Source organism: Streptomyces sp. Da 82-17 (assembly GCF_046098215.1).
Classification (GTDB): domain Bacteria; phylum Actinomycetota; class Actinomycetes; order Streptomycetales; family Streptomycetaceae; genus Streptomyces.
This window is the reverse complement of sequence record NZ_JBJURH010000004.1, coordinates 240,257-266,281: the sequence shown is the minus strand read 5'-3', so window position 1 is coordinate 266,281 and position 26,025 is coordinate 240,257. Positions and strand designations below refer to the sequence as shown.

Sequence of the window (26,025 nt, the reverse complement as noted above, 5' to 3'; positions counted from 1 at the left end):
AGCCCCAATGCCCCGCTGCCTCGCATGGAGAAGGCCGCGGCGCTGAAGTGGGCCAAGGACTACACCTCCTACATGGCCAAGGTCACCGAGGTCGAACTGATTCAGTCCACCGAGACCGTCGAATACGAGGACTGCCTTGGCGAAAACGATGAGGTGGCCGAAGACGGTCGATACAACCTCTTCTACTACGTGCGCTCACCTGCTCCCACCAAGGAGCACACCCGCGTCGTGCGCATCCTGCATGAAGAGCTCAAGAAGAAGGGCTATGAAATCACCGGCTACCGGGAGTTCAAAAATTCCTATGAATCGGCCATCTTCTCTGCACGGAACCCGAAGAACAACTACTCCGTAGAGGCGGAGACAGTAGGCAGTGGCAGGACCAAGCCTCAACGCCTGACCTTCGCCGTCCGCACCCCGTGCATGCTCCCGCCCGGCGCCAAGCAGCAGCAGTTCTGAGGGAGACGATCCGAAGATGTCCAAAGGGCCACGTGTCGACTCGGCAGTCCTGCGCTCATCCGCCCACGACTGCGACGGCATCGCCGATGAGATGAAGAAGCCGTCGGCCACTGCCACCGAAGAATCCTCGACCGCTGCTTCCTCACTGGCCGGTTGGTCCGTGGGCCAGGCGCTGCAGACCATTGCCACCAGCTGGGAGCCTGCGCTTGAGGGACTACGGCGCCGGACCCAAGCCGGCGCCGAAAACCTGCGGGCCTCCGCGGACGGTCACGACTGGAACGAGAAGCGTATCGAGCAGGACTTCGAGAAGGCCGGGGCAGACATGGCACCCCAGGCTGCGTACGGCGAGCTGCCCCCGTCCATGCGCAACCTTCGGCCGCCACCCTCCAATGGCCACGCGCCTGGGCCTCCTACCAAGAGCGCCGAGGAGATGACGGACCCTCGGCAGTCCTACGGTACGAACATGCCGACCTACGACGACTCCATCAGAACCCAGCCCCATCCGTCACCGTCACTCGGGGACTTCGGCTGAGTCAGTAGGCCCTCGCCTGCGAGGCAGCGCGTCGCGGGAGAGGGCCCAACTTGCCGGTGGGGGCGGGTGGGTGGGCGAGGGGCTGGGCTTGGGCGTGCCGGGTGCTCGGCTGCTTACGACGAGGGCGCCCCGTGCGTGCCGGGTGCCGAAACCTCGTGCCCCATACGTGGCACCCAGCCCCCCCGTACCGCCGAGAAACCTCAGCTGTGGCCCAAGTCCTCCGAGCCGTCCCCCGAAGGTTCCGTCGGGACCGAGCCTTCCGGGGAGGGGCGCAACGGCAGGGCGTCGACGTTCATCGAGTCGAAGACGTGCGGCGCCGGGCGGGGCGGCTTCGGCATGACCGCCGCCTCGGAGTGGCCGCCGCAGCCGTACGCGAGCGACACCACGTGGCCGTCGGCCGGGCTGAACTCGTTGGCGCAGACGCCGAACGCCTGCCGTAGCGAGCCGCCGATCGGCACCAGGAACGCGCAGCTGACGCATGTGGCCGGCGCGGCCTGCGCCATCTGCGTCTTCGCGCCGTACGACTCCTCCCAGCGGTCGGCCGCGACATGCAGCCCGTACCGCGAGAGGACGCGCGCGCGGCGCATGCCGAGCTCCTCGGCGACCGCCGCGATGGAGCCGCGGGACGGGGCGAGCGGCAGGTTGGCGGGCGGGCCGTCGGTGACCTCGGCGTCCTCCGCCTCGACCAGGTCGGCCATCTCCTCGGAGACCGCGGAGTTCGGGGCGGGCTCGTCCTCCCCCGAGTACCCGGGCTCCAGGCGCAGGTCGTCCGCGTCGGTGGGAAGGAGGTCGCCGGGGCCGAGGTCGCCGGGGCGCAGGCGCTCGCTCCACGGCACCCATTCGGGGGCGAGGAGCGCGTCGGGCCCGGGCAGCAGCACCGTTTCGTCGAGGGTGACGACCTTCGCGCGGGAGGCGCGGGCCACGGTCACGGCCCAGCGCCAGCCGCGGTAGCCGATCTCCTTGCACTCGAAGAAGTGCGTGACGACCCGGTCGCCCTCGGAGACCACCTGGACGTGCTCGCCGACGACACCGGGGGCCGCGGCCTCCTCGGCGGCCGCCCTGGCGAGGTCGACCGCCTCGGCGCACAGGCGGTCAGGGGTGCGGCTTCGCGTTGTCGCTGCGCTCACAGGTATCGCTTCTCTCCTACGCCGTCTCACGGGTGCGCCGTCCAATCGGTACGGGGCACGGACGGAGCGGACCAGTGGGCCGCGTCGACGTCCGCGCCCGGTCACTCCCGGGCGCGCCTACGTCATCCATTCTGCGGGATGCCGAAGAGGCGCGCGGCCAAGAACAACCGCCGCAGGCGCGCTACGCACGCTACCCCCTCAAAGCGCCCGAGCCCACACGGCATCCGCTCCGAGGACATCTCCAAATGATCTCGGAACCGGACGCCGGCCGGTTTCCGGGGGGTGTACGGAACCGGTCCGGCAGGTCGTCACCACGATCGGAACGCCCGGCTTGGGGCACTATGACGGGGTGGCCTTTCCGTCAGGATCAAGCCCACGGCCGCCGAAGCCGTCGAGCCCGCCGCAGCGGTCGAGCCCGCTGCGCAAGGCGGGCCGCGCGGTCGGCCGTGCCCTGCACCTGCCGTTCACCGGCCCCGCGCGGGGCATCAGGAAGGCGACCCACGCGCAGGGCGCGGGCGAGTCGGGTCTCGGCAAGCTGATCGAGCTGCACGCCGTGAACGGCGCGGGCGACGTGATGATCACCGTGGCACTCGCGTCGACGGTCTTCTTCTCCGTGCCGACGGACGAGGCGCGCGGCCGGGTCGCGCTCTACCTGGCGATCACCATGGCCCCGTTCACGGTGCTCGCCCCGGTCGTCGGCCCGCTCCTCGACCGGCTGCCGCACGGCCGGCGCGCGGCGATGGCCGGTTCGATGCTGGCGCGGGCGCTCCTCGCGCTCGCCCTGTCGGCGGCGGTGTCGACGGGCTCGATCGAGCTGTATCCGGAGGCCCTCGGCGTCCTCGTCTCGTCGAAGGCGTACGGAGTGGTCCGCAGCGCCGTCGTACCGCGACTGCTGCCGCCGACGTTCTCGCTGGTCAAGGCCAACTCGCGGGTCACCCTCGGCGGGCTCCTCGCCACCGGTGTGGCCGCTCCGATCGGCGCCGGGCTGCAGCAGATCGGGCCGCAGTGGCCGCTGTACGGGGCGTGCGCGGTGTTCCTCTTCGGGGCGTTCCTGTCGTTCCGGCTGCCGCACAAGGTCGACTCGGCGCGGGGCGAGTCGAGGGCGCTGCTGGCCGCCGACGAGCAGCATCTGCATCTGCCGCACGGCAAGAAGCCGGGCCTGCGCACGGTCGGGATCTCGGTGACGCACGGCCTCGCCGCGAACGCCTCGCTGCGCTGCCTCTCCGGGTTCCTGATCTTCTTCCTGGCGTTCCTGCTGCGCGAGGAGCCGCTCGCCGGGCAGAGCGCCGCCGTCTCGCTCGGCATGGTCGCGGTCGCCGCGGGCGTGGGCAACGCCCTCGGCACGGCGGTCGGCGCGGCCCTGCGGAAACGGCCGCCGGAGCTGATCATCGTGGCGTTCGTCGGCCTGGTCCTGCTCGTCTCGATCACCGCGTCGGTGTTCTACGGGGCGCCGGTGATCGCCGCGCTCGGCGCCGTCGCGGGCCTCGGCCAGGCGCTGGCCAAGCTGTCCCTGGACGCGCTGATCCAGCGGGACGTGCCGGAGCTGGTGCGCACGTCGGCGTTCGCGCGCTCGGAGACGCTGCTGCAGATGTCGTGGGTGCTCGGCGGCGGCATCGGCATCACGCTGCCCCTGGAGGGCGGCCTCGGCCTGGGCGTCGGCGCCTGCATCGTGGCCCTCGGCTGGCTGACGACGGTGCGGGGCCTGGTCGTCGCCGCCCACCGGGACCACCCGCACCCGCACTTGAAGTGACCGGCACGATAGCCTTTCGCGCATGACCTCCCTGCGTATGACGGCCAAGGGCCGCCGCACCGCTGCCGCCCTCGGCGCCGTGTCCGCCGGACTCCTCGTCCTCTCGGCCTGCGACAAGCCGACGCCGCTCGCGACCGTGACGGTCAACGGCACGTCCGAGAACACCGAGGCGGCCTGCTACAGCGACGGCAAGGCGATCGGCGAGAGCGAGATCAAGTCCTGCCTGCAGAAGGAAGCCGAGAAGTCCATCACGGTCGGCATGGACGACAAGGTCCGCTTCGGCGTCGACCCGGAGGTCGCCGAGACCGGCTGGACCCTGTTCATCGGCGGCCAGCAGGCCGAGCAGGAGCCGTTCAAGAAGACGTACCGCTCCATCCCCGGCAACGTGTTCTTCTCCTCCGGCCAGGGCGGCCCGGCGCTGAAGAAGGCCCAGGTCTCGCTGGTGCAGACCGACGGCAACCAGCTCAAGGGCATCTGGCACTTCGAGCTCAAGAAGGGTGAGTAGGAGTTCCACGAGCTCCTGAGCACTCGATCTTGACCGAGCACCGGACACCCGCCGAGCACCGGACACCCGCCGAGCCCCGGACTCCGACCCGGCCCGGGACCCCGCCCCGGATCCTGGTCGCCGCAGCGGTCCCCGCCGAGCGGGACGCTGTGGCCCGGGCCGTGGCCGCCGCCCCGCCCGCGCACCGGCCGGCCGTAGACTGCCTCGCCGTCGGCGTGGGCCCGGCCGCGGCCGCCGCCGGCACCGCCATCGCGCTCACCACGGCCGCACTCCGCGGTGAGCCGTACGACCTGGTGGTGTCGGCCGGGATCGGCGGCGGTTTCCAGCCCGAGGCGCCGGTCGGCTCGGTCGTCGTCGCCGACGCGATCGACGCCGCCGACCTGGGCGCCGAGACCGGCGACGGCTTCCTCCCCGTCACCGAACTCGGCTTCGGCACCTCCGTGCACACCCCGCCGCCCGCGCTCGTCCGCGCCGCGGCCGCCGCGACCGGCGCCCGTACCGGCGTCGTCCTCACCGTCTCCACCGTGACCGGCACCGCACGCCGGGCCACCGAGCTGCGCGAGCGGCATCCGCGGGCCGTCGCCGAGGCGATGGAGGGCTTCGGCGTCGCCGAGGCCGCCGCCGCGCACGGCCTCCCGGTGTTCGAAGTGCGGGCCGTGTCCAACCCGGTGGGCCCGCGCGACCGCGCCGCCTGGCGCATCGGGGACGCCCTCAGCGCGCTCACCGACGCGTTCGGCGCCCTCCTCCCCGTACTGGCCGAAGCCCTCGTGGCCGCCGCCGAAGTCACCGAACAGGAGTCGCCGTGAGCCTGCGGATCGCCTACTCGCCGTGCCCCAACGACACGTTCGTCTTCCACGCCTGGGCGCACGGGCAGGTCCCGGGCGCGCCCGAGCTCGACGTGACGTTCGCCGACATCGACATCACCAACGGCATGGCGGAGCGCGGCGAGTTCGACATCCTGAAGGTGTCGTACGCGGTCCTGCCGTACGTCCTCGACGAGTACGCGCTGCTGCCCTGCGGCGGAGCGCTCGGCCGGGGCTGCGGCCCGCTCGTCCTCACCCGGGAGCCCGGCGCGGACCTGGCGGGGAAGACGGTGGCGGTGCCGAGCGAGCGGTCGACGGCGTATCTGCTGTTCCGGCTGTGGGCCGCGGACACGCTGCGCGGTGGGGCGCCGGAGATCGTGGTGCTGCCGTTCCACGAGATCATGCCGGCCGTGCGGGACGGGAAGGTCGACGCGGGCCTGGTCATCCACGAGGCCCGGTTCACGTACCAGGAGTACGGCCTGCACTGCCTCGCCGACATGGGCGAGCACTGGGAGCACACCACGGGCCTGCCGATCCCGCTCGGCGCGATCATCGCGAAGCGCTCGCTGGGCGCGGACACCCTGAACTCCCTTGCGGACGCGGCCCGTTCGTCGGTCCGGATGGCCTGGGACGACCCGCAGGCCTCGCGGGCGTACGTCCTGGAGCACGCGCAGGAGATGGACCCGGCGGTCGCGGACCAGCACATCGGCCTGTACGTCAACGAGTTCACCGCCGACCTCGGCGAGAACGGCTACGCGGCCGTGCGCGGACTGCTCACCCGCGCCGCGGCCGAGGGGCTCGTACCGCCCCTCGGCCGGGATGCGCTGCGGTTTCCGTAGAACGGGCCGCCAGGTTCAGACGTCCAGCTGGTCCGCGACCGCGCGGAGCATGCCCGCGATCTTCGCGCCGTGCGCCTTGTCGGGATAGCGGCCGCGCTCCAGCTGCTGCGAGACGCTCTCCAGGAGCGTCGTCAGGTCCTGCACGATCGACGCCAGCTCGTCGGGCTTGCGGCGCTGCGCCGCGGCGACCGAGGGCGCCGGGTCCAGGAGCGTCACGGACAGCGCCTGGTCGCCGCGCTGGCCCGCGACGACGCCGAACTCGACGCGCTGGCCCGGCTTCAGCGCATCGACTCCGGATGGCAGCACGGACGAGTGAACGAAGACGTCGCCGCCGTCGTCACGGGAGAGAAAGCCGAAGCCCTTCTCGCTGTTGAACCACTTGACCTTGCCGGTAGGCACGTCTGTCCGTCCTCTGTCTGTTCTCGTACGCGCGTCGCACGCGGCCCTGGATAGCAGTCTGGCGGGCCCTTCGACCCGCCGGTACCAAGGCTAATGGTCAGGTGCCGGGTGACAAGACTGGTTTCTCGCTCTCCGTGCGGTGTCCGTCGCGGTCCCCCGGCCCCGTCCCGGCGCCTTCGCGCAGGGAACTACCCTGGCCGTGTGAGTGACACACCTCAGGGCGCGGGCGACCGGCTGGTTCGCATCGGCGCCATCGTCTTCTTCGTGGGCGCCGTGGCCACCCTGGTCACTGTGGCCCCGCTGTTCCTCGGCACCGAGCCGTTCCCGACCGCCGCGTACCTCGTGAGCATGCTGATGGGCGCGGGCTTCGCGATCGCCGCGGCCGGCGTGCTGCGGTCCATCGCGGTGCAGCGCCGCCAGGCCCGCCAGGCGACCCGCTAGGGCGCGTCTCCCGTACGGATCAGGCGCGGTACGACTCCAGCCAGGCCGGGAAGTCCGTGAGGTCGCCGAGCACGACGTCGGCGCCCGCCGCCCGCAGTTCGTCCGGCGCGCACGGGCCGGTCGGCACGGCCACGGAGAGCGCGCCCGCGGTGTGGGCTCCGCGTACGTCCCCGACGTGGTCGCCGACGTACACCGTCGCCCCGTGCTCGCGCAGCGCGTCCGCCTTGGCCTCCGCCCACAGCCAGCCGATCACCGCGTCCGCCTCGATGCCCAGGTGGGCGAGGTGCAGCTTCGCGTTGGGCTCGTGCTTGGCGGTGACGACGATCGCCCGGCCGCCCTGGGCCTGCACTGCGGCGACGGCCTCGCGGGCGCCGGGCATCGCGAGGGTCGGCTCGATCGCGTACGTGGGGTAGATCTCACGGTAGCGGTCGGCCATCTCCGGGATCCGCTCCTCGGGGAACCAGTACGCGAGCTCCTCGTCGAGCGGCGGCCCGAGGCGCGTGACGGCCAGGTCGGCGTCGATGAACGTGCCCGTCTCCGCGGAGAGCGCCCGGTAGGCGGCCCGGATTCCGGGGCGCGAGTCGATCAGGGTCATGTCGAGGTCGAAGCCCACCGTGAGGGGGGCGTCGGGCCGGGGGGACGCGGGGTTCGGTTGCGATGCCATGACGGCCATTGTGCCGACCCCGACCGAAAGCCTGGCCGAAACCCTGCCCCTTACACTTAGCCAAGCCTAAGCAAACGTCACGTCTCGTCGCCTGATCGAACGTCACGTCTCGTCGTCCTCCACACCGTCCTCAAAGGGTCCTATGGCCGCCGCTCCTCCCGCCGCCGCGCGACGCAAGCCGGCGGCCCGACGCATCGCCCTGACCGGCGCGGCCGTCGTGGCCCTCGCGGTCGCCGTCCTGCTGTCCCTCGCGGTCGGCGCCCGCGCCATCGCGCCCACCGCCGTCCTCGACGCGCTGCTGCACGGCGGCCAGAGCGACGCCGCCCAGGTCGTCCGCGAACTGCGGGTGCCGCGCACCGTGATCGGCGTGATGGTCGGCGCGGCCCTCGCCCTCGCCGGGACCGCGCTGCAGGGCATCACCCGCAACCCCATCGCCGACCCCGGCATCCTCGGCATCAGCCAGGGCGCCTCGGCCGCCGTGGTCCTCGCGATCGCGTTCGCCGGGGTGCACGAGCTGAGCGGGTACGTGTGGTTCGCGTTCGTCGGCGCCGGGATCGCCTCGGTCGCCGTGTACGCCATCGCCTCCCGCGGGCGCGGCGGCGCGACGCCGGTGAAGCTGGCGCTCGGCGGCGCCGCGATCAACGCGCTCCTCGTCTCCGTCACGATGGCCGTCCTCACCACGAAGGCCGCGGCGCTCGACGAGTTCCGCTTCTGGCAGGTCGGCGCGATCGCCGGCCGGGACGCCCAAGTGGTCGCGCAGACCTGGCCGTTCCTGCTCGTCGGCGTGGTCCTCGTGGTGTCCGTGGCCCGCGGCCTGGACGCGCTCGCGCTCGGCGAGGACGTGGCGAAGGGCCTCGGCCAGAACGTCGCGGCGGTACGGATCGTCGGCGGGCTCGGCGCGACCGTCCTCACCGGCGTCGGCGTCGCCGCGGCCGGGCCGATCGCGTTCATCGGCCTCGCCGTACCGCACATCGCCCGCGCGGTCGTCGGCAGCGACCACCGCTGGGTGCTGCCGATGGCGGCGCTGCTCGGCCCGGTCATGCTGCTCGTCTCGGACACGGTCGGCCGTGTCGTCTTCCCGCCGAGCGAGGTCCCGGCGGGCGTGATGACGGCCCTGATCGGGGTGCCGTTCCTGGTGACGCTCGTACGACGGAAGGCGGTGGCGGCGTGAGCACGCGTACCGCGGTGGGCGAGGACTCCACGGCTCTGCCCACCCCGAACCGGGAGCGTCGACGTCCAGCCGGATACGCCGTACTGAAGGCGGGGCGGGCCTCGTTCCTCGTCCACCGCCGAGCCGTAGCGGTCGCAGCCACCCTCGCCCTTCTCCTGGCGGCAGCGTCCCTCGCCTACCTCTGCGTCGGCGAAAGCTTCGTACCCCCCGCCGAAGCCCTGAAGGTCGTCCTCGGGCAGCCGTCGGCCGACGAGCTGGTCGTGGGCACGCTGCGGCTGCCGCGCCTCGTCGTCGGCCTGCTCGTCGGCGCCGCGTTCGGGGTGGCGGGCGCGCTGATCCAGACCGTCGCCCGCAACCCGCTCGCGAGCCCCGACATCATCGGCATCAGCCAGGGCGCGAGCGCGCTCACCGTGGGCGCGCTGACCTTCGGCGTCACCTCGTACGCGGTGCTGCCGTACGTGTCGATCGCGGGCGGGCTCGCGGCCGCGGCGCTCGTGTACGTCTTCGCGTGGCGGGGCGGGCTGCAGGCCACCCGGTTCGTGCTCATCGGCATCGGCTTCGCGATCGCGCTGCGGTCCGTGACCACGCTGTTCATGACGAAGGGCGACTACCTCGTCGCGCAGCAGGCGCAGATCTGGATGACCGGCTCCCTCAACGGACGCTCCTGGCCGGAGGCCGAACTCCTCGGCTCCACCCTGCTGATCCTGCTGCCCGCCGTCGCCTGGGCGGCCCGCGCGCAGCGCACCGTCAGCATGGACGACGACACGGCGACCGCGCTCGGCGTGCGGCTCGGGCGGGTGCGGCTCGGGCTCGTGCTGCTCGGCGTCGTCCTCGCGTCCGTGGCGACCGGCACCGCCGGGCCCGTGGACTTCGTGGCGCTGCTGGCCCCGCAGATCGCCCGCCGGATGACGCGGGGCGCGCAGATCCCGCTGGTGTGCAGCGCGTTGACCGGCGCCGTGATCGTGGTCCTAGCCGACCTGCTCGCGCGCCGGCTGTTCTCGCCGACCGAACTGCCCGTGGGCGTGCTCACGGCGGCGGTGGGCGCCCCGTATCTGATCTGGCTGATCGTCCGTAGCCGTACCGTCGGAGGGAAGGCGTAGTCGTGACCCGGCTCCAAGCGCGCGAGTTGACGCTGGCCTACGAGGACCGCACCGTCGTCGACGGCCTCGACCTGGACATACCCGACGGGCAGGTGACGGTGATCGTCGGGCCGAACGCCTGCGGCAAGTCGACGACGCTGCGCGCGCTCGGGCGGCTCCTCAAGCCGCGGGCGGGCTCGGTGCTGCTCGACGGGACGGCCCTCGCGAAGCTGCCGACGAAGCAGATCGCCCAGCAGATCGGGCTGCTGCCGCAGTCGCCGGTCGCGCCCGAGGCGATCACGGTCGCCGACCTGGTGGCGCGCGGCCGGCAGCCGCACCAGCACTGGTGGCAGCAGTGGTCCGAGGAGGACGAGCGGGCCGTCACGGAGGCGATGGCCCGTACGGACGTCGCGGAGCTCGCGGAGCGGTCCGTGGACGAGCTGTCGGGCGGTCAGCGGCAGCGGGTGTGGATCGCGATGGCCCTCGCGCAGGAGACGTCGCTGCTGCTGCTCGACGAGCCGACGACGTTCCTGGACATCTCCCACCAGGTGGAAGTCCTCGATCTCGTACGGCAGTTGAACCACGACAAGGGCCGGACGGTGGTCGTCGTCCTGCACGACCTCAACCAGGCGGCGCGGTACGCGGACCATCTCGTCGCGATGCGCGCGGGCGAAGTGGTGGCCTCCGGGCCGCCCGCCGAGGTCGTGACGGCCGATCTCGTACGGGACGTGTTCGGGCTGGACTGCGTGGTCGTCCCGGACCCGGTGACGGGGTCGCCGCTGGTGGTCCCGGGCGCGCCGTGGGCCGCTTGATCTCTCCCCTACCCGCCCCTGAGAAGGGGCGCGGGGAACTGCGCGAGCAACCACGACGACGGGTCGGCCGAACGAACAGCGCCGCAGGCTTTCGGGAAGGGGCGGGGTGGGGTGACCAGCCCGCCGCAGGCGCCCGTCCACCCGCACCCGTGAACACCACCGCCACCCACCGAAAGGGCACCCCATGAGAACCCGCACCCTGCTCCTCACCGCCACCGCCGCCACCACCGCCCTCGCCCTCACCGCCTGCGGCGCGGGGGACGCGGGGGACTCCACGGAGGCCGCGAAGGGCAGCACGCACACCGTCAAGACCGCCATGGGCGACGTGAAGGTCCCGGACGCCCCGAAGCGCGTCGTCGTGCTCGACACCGCCGAACTCGACTCGGCGATCACGCTCGGCGTGAAGCCGGTCGGCGCCACCCACGCCGACGTGCAGTCGGGCTTCCTCGACTACCTGCCGAAGGACGAGGTCAAGGGCATCGAGGACGTCGGCGCGATGATGACGCCGAACGTCGAGGCCATCGCCGGCCTGAAGCCCGACCTGATCCTCACCAGCAAGATCCGGCACGAGAAGCTGTACCCGCAGCTCAGCAAGATCGCCCCGACCGTCATGACGGAGAACACCGGCTACCCCTGGAAGGAGAACTTCCAGGTGCACGCGGACGCGCTCGGCAAGAAGGCGGAGGCGAAGCAGGTCGTCGAGGAGTACGAGACCCACGCCGCCGACGTCACCGAGGCCCTCGGCGGCGACGCGAAGGCCGCGGCCACGAAGGTCAACGTCGTCCGCTTCGTCGAGGGCGCCGACATCCGTATCTACGGCAGGAAGAACTACATCGCGACGATCCTGAAGGACGTCGGTCTGGGCCGCCCCGCCGTCGCGGACAAGGCCGTGGACGGCTTCTCGTACGACGTGAGCCCGGAGAAGATCGACGCCGCCGACGCCGACGTCATCTTCCACTCCACGTACGGCGACCCGAAGAAGGCCAAGGAGACCCAGACCACGGGCGGTTCGCTGTGGAAGGGGCTCAAGGCGGTCGAGGACGGCAAGGTGTTCGCCGTCGACGACCAGCTGTGGATCCAGGGCATCGGCTACACCGCCGCGAACAAGATCCTCGACGAGCTGCAGGCCGACCTCACCAAGTAGCCGTAGGCGTACGGCAGTTGCTACTCCGGCCGTTGCCGCTGCGACCTCCACACCAGGAACAGCGCGGAGGCGACGGCCGCGAGGCGCACCACCCACGGCCAGGTCTCCGCGAACGCGTCGGCCGTCGCGCCCTTCGGCACGGCCTCGCCCCACCGCCCGTCGAACCGCCCCCACAGCCACACCACTCCGGCCGCCGCGGCCAGGCCGGGGATGCCGAGCGACGCGAACTTCGCCTCGCGCTGGGTGAGCCGGCGCGAGGTGTACGCGATCGCCCAACCGACGCCCAGCGCGACCCAGTTGCCGATCGCCGCCCCCACGACGAGTGCCGCGGCGGCGAGCAGGAGCAGCGGGTTGCTGAAGCTGGGCGCTCCCCGCGCGGCGCTCGCCCGACGCAGGAACGGCAGCTTCCGCCCGCCGCCGTCGGGCTCCTCCTCGCCCTCCGCCGCTGCGTCACCGGTTTCCGCGTCCGCCTTCCTCAGCGACGGCTTCCGGTCCGCGTCGGACGCGCCGCCCTCGCCGTCCTCGTCCTCGTCGCCCCCATCGTCCTCGTTCTGCGGGCGGGGCGGGCGCAGTATCTCCGGGATCTCCACGCCGCCCACGAAGCCCGGAACGGAGTCGGTGAAACCCTGCGGACCGTCGTCGATGCGCCACCAGTCGGGCGTTGACCCGCTCGGGCCCATCTCGTCCTCGCCCGCGAGGTGTGGCGGCGTACTCCGCACCGGCGGCGGCTCGACGGCCGCCTCGGGCTCCTTCGCTTCCTTCGTCAACCGCGGCCGCGGCACGAACCGCCGCCGGTGCCCCGTGCGGCCCTCCCCGTCCGGCGCCTCGTCGGCCCGCTGCTCGGGCACGGAAAGGAACGACCACAGGCGGGACTTGGGCGACGCGGGGGCGGCGGGTCCGGAGGCGGCGGGTTCGGGGGCGGGTCCGGAGGCGGCGGGTTCGGGGGCGCGCGGCTCAGGCGCGGGCGCGGGCTCGGGCTTCGGTTCGTGCGCGGGCTCGGGCTTCTCCTCGTACGACGGCTCCGGCCGCGCCGCCGGTGGCGCGGGGGCGTCGCCGGCCGCCCGGTCCACGACCTCCTCCGGCGTGCCGAGGCGGTCCAGGATGCGGCGGACGCCGGACGGGCTGTCGCCGGGGGTCTTGCCGCCGGACACCGTGGCGCGGCGGCGGTCGATCTCGGAGCGGAGGTCGGCGACCAGGCGCATCCGGGTCTTCGACGGGAGCTGCCGCTGCTGGGCGAGGTCGCCGACCCGGCTCAGGTAGTCGAAGACGAGCTGATCGCTCTCGATCGCCACGAGTTCCCCCTGCGTACTGGGCTGAGTCCCTTCCGGTAAGTCCCTTCCGGGGCGCGCGCGTTGTGCTGTCGGGCCACCCGACCGTATCGCGCGAGGGACCGCCGTGTCGGTCCCACCTACTACCGTGTGAAGGATGACGACCGAGAGCACGGCAGGCGCGGCGGCTCCCCGCACGCTCGCCGAAGAGCTGAGGCAGCGCGACGACGCGTCGCTCGCCACCCTCCTGCGAGCCCGCCCCGACCTGCTGTCCCCCGTGCCGAACGACCTGACGCAGCTGGCCACGCGGGCCGGCACGAGAGCGTCGGTGGTGCGCGCGCTCGGCCGGCTCGACACGTTCGCGCTGCAGACCGCCGAGGCCCTGGCGGTGGCCCCGGAGCCCGCGTCGTACGAGACGCTGCGCGCGCTGCTCACCGGGGACGACGGGGACGCGGAGGTGGACGCCGCGCTGCCCGGCGCGCTCGGCACGCTGCGCGACCAGGCGCTGGTGTGGGGCGGGGACGAGCGGCTGCGTCTGGTGCGCACGGCCCGCGAGTTGCTCGCGCCCTCGCCGCAGCACCCGTCGCCGACGGGGCTCGGGCCGACGGTCGCCGAGGCCACGTCCGGGATGTCCCCCGGCCGGCTGCAGCAGCTCCTCGAAGCCGCGGGCCTGACGTCGACGCACGACCCGGTGTCGGCGGTCTCCGCCCTGACAGACCTCTTCACGGACCGTACGCGGATGTCCGCCCTGCTCGACGAGGCCCCGGTCGACGCCCTGGACGTCCTCGGCCGCCTCACCTGGGGCCCGCCGTACGGGCAGGTCACGGCCGACCCGGCGGCGCATCTGCGGTGGCTGCTCGACCGCGGGCTGCTCGTGCCGACCTCGCCGGGCACGGTCGTACTGCCCCGCGAGGCCGCCCTGCACCTGCGCGGCGGCCGCGCCCACCGCACCACGCAGCCGCTGCCGCCCGAGGTCCCGGCCGCGGCGGAGCACCGGCCGCGGATCGTCGACTCGACGGCGGCCGGGCAGGCCCTGACCGCGGTCGCGACGGTCGAGGAGCTGCTCAAGGAGTGGCACGAGGGCGGGCCCGCGGTGCTGCGCGCGGGCGGCCTGAGCGTGCGCGACCTGAAGCGCACGGCGGTCGCCCTCGACGTCCCGGAGCCGACGGCCGCGTTCTGGGTCGAACTCGCCTACGCGGCGGGCCTGTTGGCGTCGGACGGCGGCTTCGAGGGCGCGACCTTCGACCCGTACGCGGAGGACGCGGCGTCCCGCCGGGCCGACGAGCGGTACGCGGCGACGCCCGCGTACGACGAGTGGCTGGAGCTCACCGCCGCCGAGCGCTGGGCCCGCCTCGCCGTGGCCTGGCTGTCGGCGACACGCACGCCGGGGCTCGTCGGCGGGCGGGACGGCAAGGACCGGGTGCTGTCCGCGCTCGGCCCGCACCTGGACCGCTCGGCCGCGCCCGAGGTGCGGCACCGGGTCCTCGGGCTGCTCGCCGAACTGCCTCAGGGCGCGGCCCCGGACCCGGAGGCGGTCCTGGCCCGGCTGCGCTGGGAACGCCCGCTGCGCACCGGCCCGGCCGCCGACCCGAGCGGCGCCGACCTTCGCGCCCGCCTGGCCCGCTGGACCCTGGAGGAGGCGGAACTCCTCGGCGTGACGGGCCGCGGGGCCCTGTCGGCGACGGGACGGGCGCTGGTGTCGGGAGCGGGGTCCGTACGCACGCAGGGCGCGGATTCCGTACGCGGGGAGAACACGCAAAGCGAGGGCGGGCTGCAATCCACCCTCGCCGAACTCCTCACCCCCCTCCTCCCCGAGCCCCTCGACCACGTGCTGTTGCAGGCCGACCTGACGGCGGTGGCGCCCGGCCCGTTGGAGCGGCCGCTCGCCGAGACCCTCGGGGTGCTCGCGGACGTGGAGTCGAAGGGCGGTGCGACGGTCTACCGCTTCACGCCCGGCTCGGTCCGCCGCGCCCTGGACGCGGGCCGCACGGCCGACGACCTGCACACGTTCCTGGCGACCCACTCCCGTACGCCGGTGCCGCAGCCGTTGTCGTACCTGATCGACGACGTGGCGCGCAGGCACGGCCACCTGCGGATCGGCGCCGCCTCGGCGTACGTCCGCTGCGACGACGACTCGGTGCTCGGCGAGATCCTCGCCGACAAGCGCGCCGCCGCCCTGCGCCTGCGCCGCCTCGCGCCGACGGTCCTGGCCGCGCAGGCCGACCCGGCGGCGCTCCTCGACGGCCTGCGGGCGATGGGCTTCGCCCCGTCCGCGGAAACCCCCGAGGGCGACGTCCTGATCGCCCGCGCCCACGCCCACCGCACCCCGCCGCGCACCCCGCCCGCCCCCGTGCCGGAGGGCCCGCCGGTGCCGGACGGCACCCTGCTCGGCGCCGCGGTCCGCGCGATCCGCGCCGGGGACATGGCGTCGACGGCCCCCAAACGCCAGGCCCCGGCCGCCGCGTCCCGCCCGGCCCCCGGCGAACTCCCCCGCACCACATCGGCGGAGACCCTCGCCACGATGCAGGCCGCGGTCATGACGGGCGAGGCCCTGTGGATCGGCTACGTCAACGCGGAAGGCACAGCCAGCCAACGCGTCATCGCCCCGGTCCGAGTGGAAGGCGGCTTCGTCACGGCCTACGACCACACGGCCGACGAGGTCCGCACGTACCCCTTGCACCGGGTGACGGGGGTGGCGGAGCTGGGGGAGGACTGAGGGCCGGGCACTGAGTCCCACGCCACACCGCGTTCCCCCCGTTTGCGGCACACTGGACGTTTGGCCTCTCGGGTTGCGAGGGGTGTTGATCGGAAAGGGTGCGTGCGTGAACGGTCCCCTCATCGTCCAGTCGGACAAGACCCTCCTGCTCGAGGTCGACCACGAGCTGGCCGACGCCTGTCGTCGGGCCATCGCGCCGTTCGCGGAGCTGGAGCGGGCGCCCGAGCACATCCACACGTACCGGCTGACCCCGCTCGGGCTGTGGAACGCGCGGGCGGCCGGGCACGATGCCGAGCAGGTCGTGGACGCGCTGGTCGAGTTCAGCCGGTACCCGGTGCCGCACGCGCTGCTCGTCGACATCGCCGAGACCATGGACCGGTACGGCCGCCTCACCCTCACCAAGCACCCCGCGCACGGTCTGGTGCTGACCACCACCGACCGGCCCGTGCTCGAAGAGGTCCTCAAGTCGAAGCGGATCACGCCGCTCGTCGGCGCCCGGATCGACCCGGACAGTGTGGCCGTGCACCCGTCGGAGCGCGGGCAGATCAAGCAGACGCTGCTGAAGCTCGGCTGGCCGGCCGAGGACCTCGCCGGGTACGTGGACGGTGAGGCGCACGCCATCGATCTCGACGAGAACGGCTGGGCGCTGCGCCCCTACCAGCAGCAGGCCGTGGAGAACTTCTGGCACGGCGGCAGCGGTGTCGTCGTACTGCCCTGCGGCGCCGGTAAGACCCTGGTCGGCGCGGGCGCGATGGCGCAGGCCAAGGCGACCACGCTGATCCTCGTCACCAACACCGTGTCCGCGCGGCAGTGGAAGCACGAGCTGGTCAAGCGGACCTCGCTGACCGAGGACGAGATCGGCGAGTACAGCGGTACGAAGAAGGAGATCCGGCCCGTCACCATCGCCACCTACCAGGTGCTGACGACGAAGCGGAAGGGGATCTACCCCCACCTTGAGCTCTTCGACTCCCGCGACTGGGGCCTGATCGTCTACGACGAGGTGCATCTGCTGCCCGCGCCCGTCTTCAAGTTCACCGCCGATCTGCAGGCGCGGCGGCGGCTCGGGCTGACCGCGACGCTCGTACGCGAGGACGGGCGCGAGTCCGACGTGTTCTCGCTGATCGGGCCGAAGCGGTTCGACGCGCCGTGGAAGGAGATCGAGGCGCAGGGGTACATCGCCCCGGCGGACTGTGTCGAGGTGCGGGTCAATCTCACGGAGTCGGAGCGGCTCGCGTACGCCACCGCCGAGACCGAGGAGAAGTACCGCTTCTGCGCCACCACGGCCACGAAGCGGAAGGTCACCGAGGCGCTCGTACGCAAGCACAAGGGCGAGCAGACCCTCGTCATCGGGCAGTACATCGACCAGCTCGACGAGCTCGGCGCGCACCTGGACGCCCCCGTCATCAAGGGCGAGACGTCCAACGCGGTGCGGGAGAAGCTGTTCGACCAGTTCCGCGAGGGCGAGATCTCCGTGCTCGTCGTGTCCAAGGTCGCTAACTTCTCCATCGACCTGCCCGAGGCGACGGTCGCGATCCAGGTGTCCGGCACGTTCGGCTCGCGGCAGGAGGAGGCGCAGCGGCTCGGCCGGGTGCTGCGGCCGAAGGCCGACGGCCACGAGGCCCGCTTCTACTCCGTGGTCGCCCGCGACACCATCGACCAGGACTTCGCCGCGCATCGGCAGCGGTTCCTGGCGGAGCAGGGGTATGCGTATCGGATCGCCGACGCGGATGATGTGCTGGCGGGTGAGGGTGCGTAGGCAGGGCTAGGTACGCCGGGTCCGTCCCGTTGACTCGGTGTCCGTCGATCGCCCTTCGGGCTCGTCCTCGAACGCCGGACGGGCCGACCCCGCCCGCTGGGTCGGCAGTGCGACCGTCCCTGTCGTACGTCCCGTCCGTACCGCCACCCACACCAGCAGCGCCAGCCCGAACACCGGATACGGCGAGGCGAGCGGCTGTTGCCACCAGGGGTATTGGAGGTCCAGCTTGCCGTCGTGCGGCAGGAGCCAGTGGGTGCGGGCCGTGAAGAGGAGGGCGACGAACGCGGCTGTCCAGACGCGGCGTTCGGCGAGCAGCAGCGCGCCGAGGGGCACGCACCAGACCCAGTGGTGGGACCAGCTGATCGGCGAGATGAGCAGCGCCGTGAACGCGGCGGTCAGCAGGCCCCACTGCGTGTGGCCGCCGCGGTGCGCGCGCCGGGCCACCCACAGGCCGAGCAGCGCGACGAGCACGGCGGGCGCCGCCCACAGGAGGCCCGGTTCCTCGTTGCGCAGGACGCGGGCGACGAACCCCTGCAGTGACTGGTTGTCGACGATCCACGCCTTGCCGACGCGGGCGGTCTCGAACATCCGCCGGGTCCAGAAGTCGACGCTCGCGCCGGGCAGGACGAGCACGCCGAGCAGCACCGTGCCGATGAACGACGCGGTGGCCGTGACGGCCGTACGGATGCGGCCGATCAGCAGCAGGTAGACGACGAAGAAGCCGGGCGTGAGCTTGATGCCGGCGGCGATTCCCAGCGCGAAGCCCTTGCCGACGGCGCCCTCGGGCCGGCCGAGGTCCCACAGGACGAGGCAGGCGAGGGCGAGGTTGATCTGCCCGAACAGCAGGGTCTGGAAGACGGGTTCGAGCCAGATGCCGAGCGCGGTCGCGGCGAGCGGCAGCCAGGGGCGGGAGCGCATCCCGGCGAAGCGGAACGACAGGTGGGCGAGGAGCGCGAGGAGCGCGACGTTCCCGACGACGAAGGCGATCTTGAGCAGCGGTATCGGCAGCCAGGTCGTGGGCACGAAGAGGATCGCGGCGAACGGCGGGTACGTCGCGGGGAGGTTCCACTCGGTGACCGTGAAGCCGTAGAGGTCGGTGCCGCCGACGACGGCCGCGCCCTCCGCCCGGTACACGAGCGTGTCGGCCATGGGGATGCGCAGGGTCACGCAGAGAGCGGTGAGGGCCGCGAGGGAGACCAGGAGCAGCACGCCGGAGGCGATGACGCGGGGTGAGCGCGGGGTCACAGTCCGGTGGATCACGGGCGTGACCTTACCTGTCAGTTACGGCGGCTTTACGACGGGGCGATCAACGGCACGGTACGGCCGGGTGGCAGGGAGGTTCAAGGGCGTTACCGGACATACGAGTTGGGGGTACCCGACGCGGACGCCGACCGGTCGCCGTCCCCGCCGGTGGGGGCCCGTCACCGCCGGTGGGCGCCCGTCACCGCGCTGGGCGCCCGTCACCGCCGGTGGGTGCCCGTCACCGCCGGTGGGTGCCCGTCTCCTCGCCGTACTCGCCGAGTACGGCCACGCTGATCGCGGCCGTCGCGAAGACCTTGGCGGCGCGCAGGGCGTCGCCGAGGCGGTGGCTGTGCCGCGCGCCCGTCGCGGCGGTGGCGCCGCTGCCCGGGCCGGGGCGGCCGGGTGCTGGGGTGAAGGTTGCGCTGCTCATGCCTCCAGTGTCGGACCCGGCACATAAGGACGGCGAAAACCGTTCGCCCCTCCCTTGCCGCCTGACCTAAACTCGCGCTTTCCCCGCCTCCCTCCCGGAGAGCCGCCGCCCGCTCGGAAACCGGCCGGCGCCCCCACACCCGTACCTGCGTACTTGCGTACCTTCCGCCGGAGGCTGCCCCCGTGACCGCCGTGTCCTCTGCGTCGACGCCCGCGTCCGACGACCCGCTCGCGCGTGAGCGTGCCCATCTGACCGCCTCGCGTGCCGCGCTGCGCGCGATGCGGGCCGACGTCGAGGCCCTCGACATCGCCGACGTGACCGCGAACTGGGTCAACAAGGCCGTCCTGCAGGGCCAGATCGACGACCGGATCAAGGCGCTCGCCGACCTCGCGCACACCCCGCTGTTCTTCGGCCGGCTCGACTTCCTGCACGAGGTCGGCGCGGACGAGGCGGAAGGCGGCGAGGGGTCGAGCTTCTACATCGGGCGGCGGCACGTGCACGACGCCGACGGGGACCCGATGGTGATCGACTGGCGTGCGCCGGTCTCGCAGCCGTTCTACCGGGCGTCGAAGAAGGACCCGATGGACGTGGCGCTGCGCCGCCGCTTCGGGTACACGGGCGGCGAGCTGACCGCGTACGAGGACGAGCATCTCTCCGATCCGGCCGAGGCGGCGCAGGTCAGCGCGTTGCTGCAGCAGGAGATCGAGCGGCCGCGCGTCGGCCCGATGCGGGACATCGTCGCGACGATCCAGCCGGAGCAGGACGAGATCGTCCGCAGCGGCCTCGGCGGCACGGTGTGCGTGCAGGGCGGGCCCGGCACCGGCAAGACGGCGGTGGGCCTGCACCGGGTGGCGTATCTGCTGTACGCGCACCGGGAGCGGCTGGCCCGTACGGGCACGCTGGTGATCGGCCCGAACTCCTCGTTCCTGCACTACATCGAGCAAGTGCTGCCCGCGCTCGGCGAGTTGGAGGTCAAGCAGGCCACGGTCGCCGATCTCGTCGCGCACGTGGAGGTGCGCGGGTCCGACGATCCGGCGGCGGCGCTCGTGAAGGGCGACGCGCGGATGGCGGAGGTGCTGCGGCGGGCGGTCCGCTCGCACGTGAGCATGCCGACGGAGCCGCTGATGGTGGTGCGCGGCTCGCGCCGCTGGCGGATTCCGGCGTACGAACTGGAGGAGATCGTCCGGGAGTTGCTGGACCGGGACATCCGCTACGGCGCCGCTCGGGACGCGCTGCCGCAGCGCATCGCGCACGCCGTGCTCGTACGGATGGAGCAGGCGGGCGAGGCGCCGGACGACCGGGTGCAGGACGCGGTGGCGCGGAACGCGGCGGTGAAGGCGGCCGTGAAGGCGGTCTGGCCGGCGGTGGACCCGGCGAAGCTGGTGCTGCGGCTGCTCTCCGACGCGGAGTTCCTGGCCGAGCACGCGGCGGGGGTCCTCGACGAGGAGGAGCAGAAGGCGATCCTGTGGGCGAAGCCGGCGCGGTCGGTGCGGTCCGCGAAGTGGTCGGCGGCGGACGCGGTGCTGATCGACGAGGCGCACGACCTGGTGGCGCGCACGCACTCGCTCGGGCATGTGGTGCTCGACGAGGCGCAGGACCTGTCACCGATGCAGTACCGGGCGGTGGGCCGCCGCTGCACGACGGGCTCGGCGACCGTCCTCGGCGACCTCGCGCAGGGCACCACGCCCTGGGCGACGCGGAGTTGGGCCGAGGCGCTCGCGCACCTGGGCAAGTCGGACGCGGTGGTGGAGGAGCTGACGGCGGGCTTCCGCGTGCCGCGCGAGGTCATCGCGTACGCCTCGCGGCTGCTGCCGCACATCGCGCCGGGGCTCACGGCGGTCGAGTCGGTACGGGAGGCTCCGGGGTCGCTGGAGGTGCGGCGGGTGCCGGACGGGCAGGACGGGCAGGACGGGCAGGACGCGGCGGTCGTCCGGGCCTGCGTGGAGTCGCTCGCGCACGAGGGGTCGATCGGGCTCATCGCGGCGGATGCGCGGGTGCCGGTCCTTGCGGAGGCGCTGGGCGCGGCGGGGGTGCCGTACCTCGAACCCGGCACGGAGACCACCCCGGACGTCCGCCTCACCCTGGTCCCGGCGTCGCTCGCCAAGGGTCTGGAGTACGACTACGTGGTGCTGGACGAGCCCGCCGCGGTGGTCGACGGCGAGCCCGACGAACGCACGGGCCTGCGGCGTTTGTACGTGGCGCTGACGCGCGCGGTGTCGGGGCTTGTCGTCGTCCACGGCGCAGCCCTGCCCTCACAGCTGCACCCCTAGAGGGCTCCGCCCCCTGGACCCCCGCTCCTCAAACGCCGGAGGGGCTCCCGGGGTTCGTCGTCGGCTCTCCGCCGGTGGGTGGGCACAGCAGGGCGGGTGGGGCCCGCCCATCCACAGCGGGGGGGACGTGCCCCGATAGGGGCGCGGGGAACTGCGCGACCAGCCGCGACGGCAGGAAAGCCGGGCAGCAAGCCGAAGGGGGCAGGGCGTGCCCCGATAGGGGCGCGGGGAACTGCGCGACCAGCCACGACGAAAGCCGCAGACGAAGGACGACCGGGGCCCCCCGGGGGGGCGGGCCGGGGGCTACCCGTCCAGTACCCCCCGCCACAACGCCACCGCCTCCGGCGAGACGGGCGCCGCCCACCCCTCCGGCCGCGCCGCACCCCCGATGTGGAACGCATCGATCCCGGCCGCACGGAGCTGCGGAACGTGGTCGAGGGTGAGGCCGCCGCCGACCAGGATCTGCTGGCGGTACCCGGGCTCACCCGCCCGCAGCGCCTCCGCGAGCAGCACGGGCAGCCCGTCCCCGACGCCCGCCGCCGACCCCGCGGTCAGATACGTGTCGAGCCCGGGCAGGTCCGCGAGTTGCTTGCGGAGCGCGTCCCGGTCCGCGGCGCGGTCGATGGCCCGGTGGAACGTCCACCGCGCCCCGTCGAGCGCGGCCACGACCTCCTCGACCGCCGGGAGGTCCGCCGCCCCCGTCTCGTCGAGGAACCCGAGCACGAACTCGTCGGCGCCTTCGGCCCGCAGGGCGCGCGCGTCCCGTACGAGCGCGGCGACCGCCGCCGCGTCCCCGGCGGCGAAGCCGTCCGAGGCCCGCAGCATGACGCGCAGCGAGATGTCGACGGCGGCGCGGATCTCGGCGAAGGTCGCGAGGTCGGGCGTGAGGCCGTCCGCCGCCATGTCCGTGACCAGTTCCAGGCGGTCCGCACCACCGGCCTGGGCGGCGACCGCGTCCCGGGCGTCGAGCGCGATCACCTCCAGGACTGCACGCTTGCTCATGGGCCCTCTTCCTACGCAGCCGACCGATACAGGTCTAGTCCAATCTCCGGTTTCCAGACTAATGGCTGTGCCCGGAGTCCGCCCCACCGTCGCGCTCCTGGACACCCTCACCCGCGGAGCCGTCGGTCCGCACCGTGAAGTCCGCCGTCCGCACCTTCCCGTCGTGCTTGAAGTCGAGGAACAGCCGGTACGTGCCGCCGCTCGGCACCTCGGCCGTGAACGGGACGACCGGGCCGGGCCCGCTCTTCCCGGGGTGGACGTGCAGATACGCGAGGTCGCCGGAGCGCAGCGCGACCAGGTGGCCGTACGCCCCGAGGTAGGGCTCCAGGTCGGTGACCGGCTTGCCGTCCTTCTCGACGCGGAGCTTCAGCTCGCTCGCCCGGCCGGGGGCGAGGCTGCCGTCGAGCGTCACCTCGTACCCGCCGGGCAGCTCGTCGCGGGCGGCGGGCTCGGCGAGCGGCGCGGGCTCGTAGTCACCGGCGACCGCGAGGTCCGCGCCGAGTGTGAGGCCCTCGCCGCCCTTGGGCTTGAAGTCGGCGAACACCCGGTACCCGCCGGCCTTCGGCAGGTCGACGGGGGTCGACCAGGTGCCGTCGGCGGCCCGCGTCGGGTGCAGGTGCCGGTAGGTGTCGAGCTCCCGCGAGGCGACGATCAGGTGCAGTTCCTTGCCGTGCTCCTTCTCGTACGCGGTGACCTTGCGGCCGTTGCCGTCCTCGACGGTGAAGCTGAGGCGCTCCTTCTCGCCCGCTTCGAGGCGCGGGGTGTTCAGGTCCAGGCTGTACCCGTCCTGGGAGACCTGGAGTCCGCCGGGCGGTTCGGTGCCGGCCCCGTCGCTCGGGGCGGGCTGCTCGTGTCCGCCGCCGTGCCCTTCATCCGGCTCGTGCGACTCCTTCGCCGTCTCCTCCTGCACGACCGGATCCGCGGCTCCGCCCACCGCGTACGCGGTTCCGAAGGTGGCGCCGATCGCTGCGACGAAAACGGTGATCTTCCCTGCGGTGTTCATGGCTCGCTCCCCTGGTCTCCCGTGATCTCCATCTCCGGCGATCTCCCGGTGTCCACACCACCGAGGTTACCCCCCGGGGGTATCAAGTCAAGTCGGGGAAAGGCTTGCGCGGCGAACCCCCCAGGGGTATACATGAACCCGTCGCAAAGATACCCCCCAGGGGTAATAGGGAGGCAGGAGTCATGACCACCACCACACCCGGCACGGCCGCGGACGCGGAGGTCGCAGCGGAGGTCGAACTGGCCATCGGCGGCATGACCTGCGCCTCGTGTGCCGCGCGGATCGAGAAGAAGCTGAACCGCATGCCGGGCGTCGAGGCGACCGTCAACTACGCCACCGAGAAGGCCAAGGTCAGCTTCGCGGGGGACGTCGCGGTCGCCGACCTGATCGCCACCGTCGAGGCCACCGGCTACACGGCGCAGGAACCGGCCCCCGAGCCCGTACGCGGAGAGTCCGCGCCCGACGAGGGCGGGCCGGACGACGAACTCCGGCCGCTGCGGCAGCGGTTGACGGCCGCCGTGCTCCTCGCGGTCCCGGTGATCGCGATGGCGATGGTCCCGGCCCTGCAGTTCGAGTACTGGCAGTGGCTGTCCCTGACGCTGGCCGCGCCCGTCGTCACGTACGCGGCCTGGCCCTTCCACAAGGCGGCCTGGACGAACGCCCGGCACGGCGCGGCCACGATGGACACGCTGATCTCGGTCGGTACGTCGGCGGCGTTCCTGTGGTCGCTGTGGGCGCTGTTCTTCGGTACGGCCGGGACGCCCGGCATGACGCACCCCTTCGAGCTGACCATCGCCCGCAGCGACGGCGCCGGGAACATCTACCTGGAGGCCGCCGCCGGTGTCACCGCGTTCATCCTGGCGGGCCGCTACTTCGAGGCGCGCTCGAAGCGGAAGGCGGGCGCCGCGCTGAAGGCACTGCTCGAACTGGGCGCGAAGGAGGTCACGGTTCTCCGGGACGGCCGTGAAGTCCTCGTTCCGGTCGGCGAGTTGAAGGTCGGCGACCACTTCCTGGTGCGGCCCGGGGAGAAGATCGCCACGGACGGCACGGTCGTCGAGGGCTCCTCGGCCGTGGACGCGTCGATGCTGACCGGCGAGTCCGTGCCCGTGGAGGTCGGCGTCGGCGACTCCGTGACCGGTGCGACGCTGAACGCCGGCGGGCGGCTCGTCGTCGCCGCCACCCGCGTCGGCGCCGACACCCAGCTCGCCCGCATGGCCAAGCTGGTGGAGGACGCGCAGAACGGCAAGGCGGCGGCGCAGCGGCTCGCCGACAAGATTTCCGCCGTGTTCGTGCCGGTCGTCATCGCGCTCGCCGTGGCCACGCTCGGCTTCTGGCTCGGCAACGGCGCCGGTCTGACCGCCGCGTTCACCGCCGCCGTGGCCGTGCTGATCATCGCCTGCCCCTGCGCCCTCGGGCTCGCGACGCCGACCGCGCTCATGGTCGGTACGGGGCGCGGCGCCCAGCTCGGCATCCTCATCAAGGGCCCGGAGGTCCTGGAGTCCACCCGCCGCGTCGACACGATCGTCCTCGACAAGACCGGCACCGTCACCACCGGCCGCATGACCCTCCTCGCCACGCACACCGCCGACGGCGTCTCCGAGGCCGAAGTGCTGCGTCTCGCGGGCGCGTTGGAGCACGCCTCCGAGCACCCGATCGCCCAGGCCGTCGCGGCGGGCGCCGCCGAGCAGGTCGGCGCGCTGCCGGTCCCGGAGGACTTCGCGAACGTCGCGGGCCTCGGCGTCCAGGGCGTCGTCGAGGGGCACGCGGTCCTGGTCGGCCGGGAGAAGCTGCTGGCCGAGTGGGCGATCGAGCTGCCGGCCGACCTTGCCCGGGCCAAGGCGGAGGCGGAAGCGTCGGGCCGTACGGCGATCGCGGTGGCCTGGGACGGACAGGCGCGGGCGGTCCTCGTGGTCGCCGACGCGATCAAGGAGACCAGCCCGGAGGCGATCCGCCGCCTGCGCGGGCTCGGCCTCACCCCGATCCTGCTGACCGGCGACAACCGGGCGGTCGCGGAGTCCGTGGCGGCGGAGGTCGGCATCGCTCCCGAGCACGTCGTCGCGGAGGTCCTCCCGCAGGACAAGGTCGATGTGGTGAAGCGGCTGCAGTCCGAGGGCAAGTCCGTCGCGATGGTCGGCGACGGCGTCAACGACGCGGCCGCCCTCGCCCAGGCCGACCTGGGCCTGGCGATGGGCACGGGCACGGACGCGGCAATCGAGGCGGGCGACCTGACCCTGGTCCGCGGCGACCTGCGGGCGGCGGCGGACGCGATCCGGCTGTCCCGCAAGACCCTCGGCACGATCAAGTCCAACCTGTTCTGGGCGTTCGCCTACAACGTGGCCGCGCTGCCGCTGGCCGCGGCGGGGCTGCTGAACCCGATGATCGCGGGCGCGGCGATGGCGTTCTCGTCGGTCTTCGTCGTCGGCAACAGCTTGCGGCTGCGGGGGTTCAAGGCGGCGGAGTAGGCGCCCCTGGGACCGGCCCCGGGCCCGGCGAGGGCGGACACGAGCAACGGCCCGTGCCCGTCCTTGCCGCATGCCCAACTCCCAGTGGGGCGCGGAAGGTTGGGGTGTCTCATTCACGGCATGGATGCTGCGGAACGTGACTACACTGAAACAG

The 26,025-nt window shown here is 73.0% G+C and carries 23 protein-coding genes; 15 read left to right on the top strand and 8 right to left on the bottom strand.

Annotated features, from left to right (window positions below; all coding sequences use genetic code 11):
* The first annotated feature begins 24 nt into the window (after nucleotides 1–24).
* The gene (locus ACIDOF_RS08970; RefSeq protein WP_409005193.1) at nucleotides 25–456 is read left to right on the top strand and encodes a hypothetical protein; all 432 of its coding nucleotides are present in this window, start codon (nucleotides 25–27) and stop codon (nucleotides 454–456) included.
* Between the two features lie 16 nt (nucleotides 457–472).
* Entirely contained in the window at nucleotides 473–988 is a 516-nt protein-coding gene (locus ACIDOF_RS08965; RefSeq protein WP_409005192.1) for a hypothetical protein, read from the top strand.
* A gap of 200 nt (nucleotides 989–1,188) precedes the next feature.
* Here ACIDOF_RS08965 and ACIDOF_RS08960 read toward each other — a convergent pair whose 3' ends face one another.
* Nucleotides 1,189–2,115 carry a DUF3027 domain-containing protein gene (locus ACIDOF_RS08960; protein WP_409005191.1) on the bottom strand — a complete coding sequence of 309 codons (927 nt, stop codon included), beginning with the start codon at nucleotides 2,113–2,115 and terminating at the stop codon, nucleotides 1,189–1,191.
* A 418-nt stretch (nucleotides 2,116–2,533) separates the two neighbouring features.
* Between ACIDOF_RS08960 and ACIDOF_RS08955 the strand changes: the two genes are divergently transcribed.
* The 4 genes from ACIDOF_RS08955 to ACIDOF_RS08940 all read left to right on the top strand — a co-directional run bounded on the left by ACIDOF_RS08955 (nucleotide 2,534) and on the right by ACIDOF_RS08940 (nucleotide 6,012).
* Nucleotides 2,534–3,865, top strand: coding sequence for an MFS transporter (locus ACIDOF_RS08955; RefSeq protein WP_409005356.1), 1,332 nt, complete (start codon nucleotides 2,534–2,536; stop codon nucleotides 3,863–3,865).
* Nucleotides 3,866–3,887: 22 nt separating this feature from the next.
* Nucleotides 3,888–4,370 (top strand): DUF2771 domain-containing protein, encoded by a 483-nt coding sequence (locus tag ACIDOF_RS08950; protein ID WP_409005190.1) that lies wholly within the window; start codon nucleotides 3,888–3,890, stop codon nucleotides 4,368–4,370.
* A 110-nt stretch (nucleotides 4,371–4,480) separates the two neighbouring features.
* The gene (locus tag ACIDOF_RS08945) at nucleotides 4,481–5,176 is read left to right on the top strand and encodes a futalosine hydrolase (protein WP_409005355.1); all 696 of its coding nucleotides are present in this window, start codon (nucleotides 4,481–4,483) and stop codon (nucleotides 5,174–5,176) included.
* A complete protein-coding gene (locus tag ACIDOF_RS08940) occupies nucleotides 5,173–6,012 on the top strand; it encodes a 1,4-dihydroxy-6-naphthoate synthase (RefSeq protein ID WP_409005189.1) in 840 nt (279 codons plus the stop codon). Before ACIDOF_RS08945 ends, ACIDOF_RS08940 begins: the two co-directional genes overlap by 4 nt.
* Before the next feature lie 15 nt (nucleotides 6,013–6,027).
* Here ACIDOF_RS08940 and ACIDOF_RS08935 read toward each other — a convergent pair whose 3' ends face one another.
* Nucleotides 6,028–6,411 (bottom strand): cold-shock protein, encoded by a 384-nt coding sequence (locus tag ACIDOF_RS08935; protein WP_409005188.1) that lies wholly within the window; start codon nucleotides 6,409–6,411, stop codon nucleotides 6,028–6,030.
* A gap of 201 nt (nucleotides 6,412–6,612) precedes the next feature.
* Between ACIDOF_RS08935 and ACIDOF_RS08930 the strand changes: the two genes are divergently transcribed.
* Nucleotides 6,613–6,852, top strand: coding sequence for a hypothetical protein (locus tag ACIDOF_RS08930; protein ID WP_409005187.1), 240 nt, complete (start codon nucleotides 6,613–6,615; stop codon nucleotides 6,850–6,852).
* Between the two features lie 19 nt (nucleotides 6,853–6,871).
* Here the strand turns inward: ACIDOF_RS08930 and ACIDOF_RS08925 are convergent, their stop codons facing one another.
* Nucleotides 6,872–7,516 (bottom strand): HAD family hydrolase, encoded by a 645-nt coding sequence (locus ACIDOF_RS08925; RefSeq protein ID WP_409005186.1) that lies wholly within the window; start codon nucleotides 7,514–7,516, stop codon nucleotides 6,872–6,874.
* Between the two features lie 142 nt (nucleotides 7,517–7,658).
* Between ACIDOF_RS08925 and ACIDOF_RS08920 the strand changes: the two genes are divergently transcribed.
* The 4 genes from ACIDOF_RS08920 to ACIDOF_RS08905 all read left to right on the top strand — a co-directional run bounded on the left by ACIDOF_RS08920 (nucleotide 7,659) and on the right by ACIDOF_RS08905 (nucleotide 11,722).
* Complete coding sequence (locus ACIDOF_RS08920) at nucleotides 7,659–8,687, top strand: FecCD family ABC transporter permease (protein ID WP_409005185.1); 1,029 nt, start codon at nucleotides 7,659–7,661, stop codon at nucleotides 8,685–8,687.
* A gap of 14 nt (nucleotides 8,688–8,701) precedes the next feature.
* Complete coding sequence (locus ACIDOF_RS08915; protein WP_409005354.1) at nucleotides 8,702–9,787, top strand: FecCD family ABC transporter permease; 1,086 nt, start codon at nucleotides 8,702–8,704, stop codon at nucleotides 9,785–9,787.
* Between the two features lie 2 nt (nucleotides 9,788–9,789).
* A complete protein-coding gene (locus ACIDOF_RS08910) occupies nucleotides 9,790–10,578 on the top strand; it encodes an ABC transporter ATP-binding protein (RefSeq protein ID WP_409005184.1) in 789 nt (262 codons plus the stop codon).
* 184 nt (nucleotides 10,579–10,762) lie between these two features.
* Entirely contained in the window at nucleotides 10,763–11,722 is a 960-nt protein-coding gene (locus tag ACIDOF_RS08905) for an ABC transporter substrate-binding protein (protein ID WP_409005183.1), read from the top strand.
* A gap of 20 nt (nucleotides 11,723–11,742) precedes the next feature.
* Here ACIDOF_RS08905 and ACIDOF_RS08900 read toward each other — a convergent pair whose 3' ends face one another.
* Nucleotides 11,743–13,014, bottom strand: a complete 1,272-nt coding sequence (locus ACIDOF_RS08900) for a hypothetical protein (protein WP_409005182.1) — start codon at nucleotides 13,012–13,014, stop codon at nucleotides 11,743–11,745.
* A gap of 133 nt (nucleotides 13,015–13,147) precedes the next feature.
* On the opposite strand from ACIDOF_RS08900, the gene ACIDOF_RS08895 reads away from it, so the two are divergent.
* Nucleotides 13,148–15,706 carry a helicase-associated domain-containing protein gene (locus ACIDOF_RS08895; RefSeq protein WP_409005181.1) on the top strand — a complete coding sequence of 853 codons (2,559 nt, stop codon included), beginning with the start codon at nucleotides 13,148–13,150 and terminating at the stop codon, nucleotides 15,704–15,706.
* Nucleotides 15,707–15,812: 106 nt separating this feature from the next.
* Nucleotides 15,813–17,462, top strand: coding sequence for a DNA repair helicase XPB (locus ACIDOF_RS08890; protein ID WP_409005180.1), 1,650 nt, complete (start codon nucleotides 15,813–15,815; stop codon nucleotides 17,460–17,462).
* Between the two features lie 6 nt (nucleotides 17,463–17,468).
* Here the strand turns inward: ACIDOF_RS08890 and ACIDOF_RS08885 are convergent, their stop codons facing one another.
* Both ACIDOF_RS08885 and ACIDOF_RS08880 read right to left on the bottom strand, forming a co-directional pair.
* The gene (locus ACIDOF_RS08885; RefSeq protein WP_409005179.1) at nucleotides 17,469–18,722 is read right to left on the bottom strand and encodes a glycosyltransferase 87 family protein; all 1,254 of its coding nucleotides are present in this window, start codon (nucleotides 18,720–18,722) and stop codon (nucleotides 17,469–17,471) included.
* Nucleotides 18,723–18,942: 220 nt separating this feature from the next.
* Nucleotides 18,943–19,134 (bottom strand): hypothetical protein, encoded by a 192-nt coding sequence (locus ACIDOF_RS08880; protein WP_409005178.1) that lies wholly within the window; start codon nucleotides 19,132–19,134, stop codon nucleotides 18,943–18,945.
* Nucleotides 19,135–19,316: 182 nt separating this feature from the next.
* Between ACIDOF_RS08880 and ACIDOF_RS08875 the strand changes: the two genes are divergently transcribed.
* Complete coding sequence (locus ACIDOF_RS08875; RefSeq protein ID WP_409005177.1) at nucleotides 19,317–21,404, top strand: HelD family protein; 2,088 nt, start codon at nucleotides 19,317–19,319, stop codon at nucleotides 21,402–21,404.
* Between the two features lie 303 nt (nucleotides 21,405–21,707).
* Here ACIDOF_RS08875 and ACIDOF_RS08870 read toward each other — a convergent pair whose 3' ends face one another.
* Together ACIDOF_RS08870 and ACIDOF_RS08865 are read right to left on the bottom strand one after the other, a co-directional pair.
* Nucleotides 21,708–22,406, bottom strand: a complete 699-nt coding sequence (locus tag ACIDOF_RS08870) for a copper homeostasis protein CutC (RefSeq protein ID WP_409005176.1) — start codon at nucleotides 22,404–22,406, stop codon at nucleotides 21,708–21,710.
* A gap of 58 nt (nucleotides 22,407–22,464) precedes the next feature.
* A complete protein-coding gene (locus ACIDOF_RS08865; protein ID WP_409005175.1) occupies nucleotides 22,465–23,409 on the bottom strand; it encodes a hypothetical protein in 945 nt (314 codons plus the stop codon).
* 182 nt (nucleotides 23,410–23,591) lie between these two features.
* Here ACIDOF_RS08865 and ACIDOF_RS08860 point away from each other — a divergent pair, with 182 nt between their 5' ends.
* Entirely contained in the window at nucleotides 23,592–25,871 is a 2,280-nt protein-coding gene (locus ACIDOF_RS08860) for a heavy metal translocating P-type ATPase (RefSeq protein WP_409005174.1), read from the top strand.
* Nucleotides 25,872–26,025: the final 154 nt, after the last annotated feature.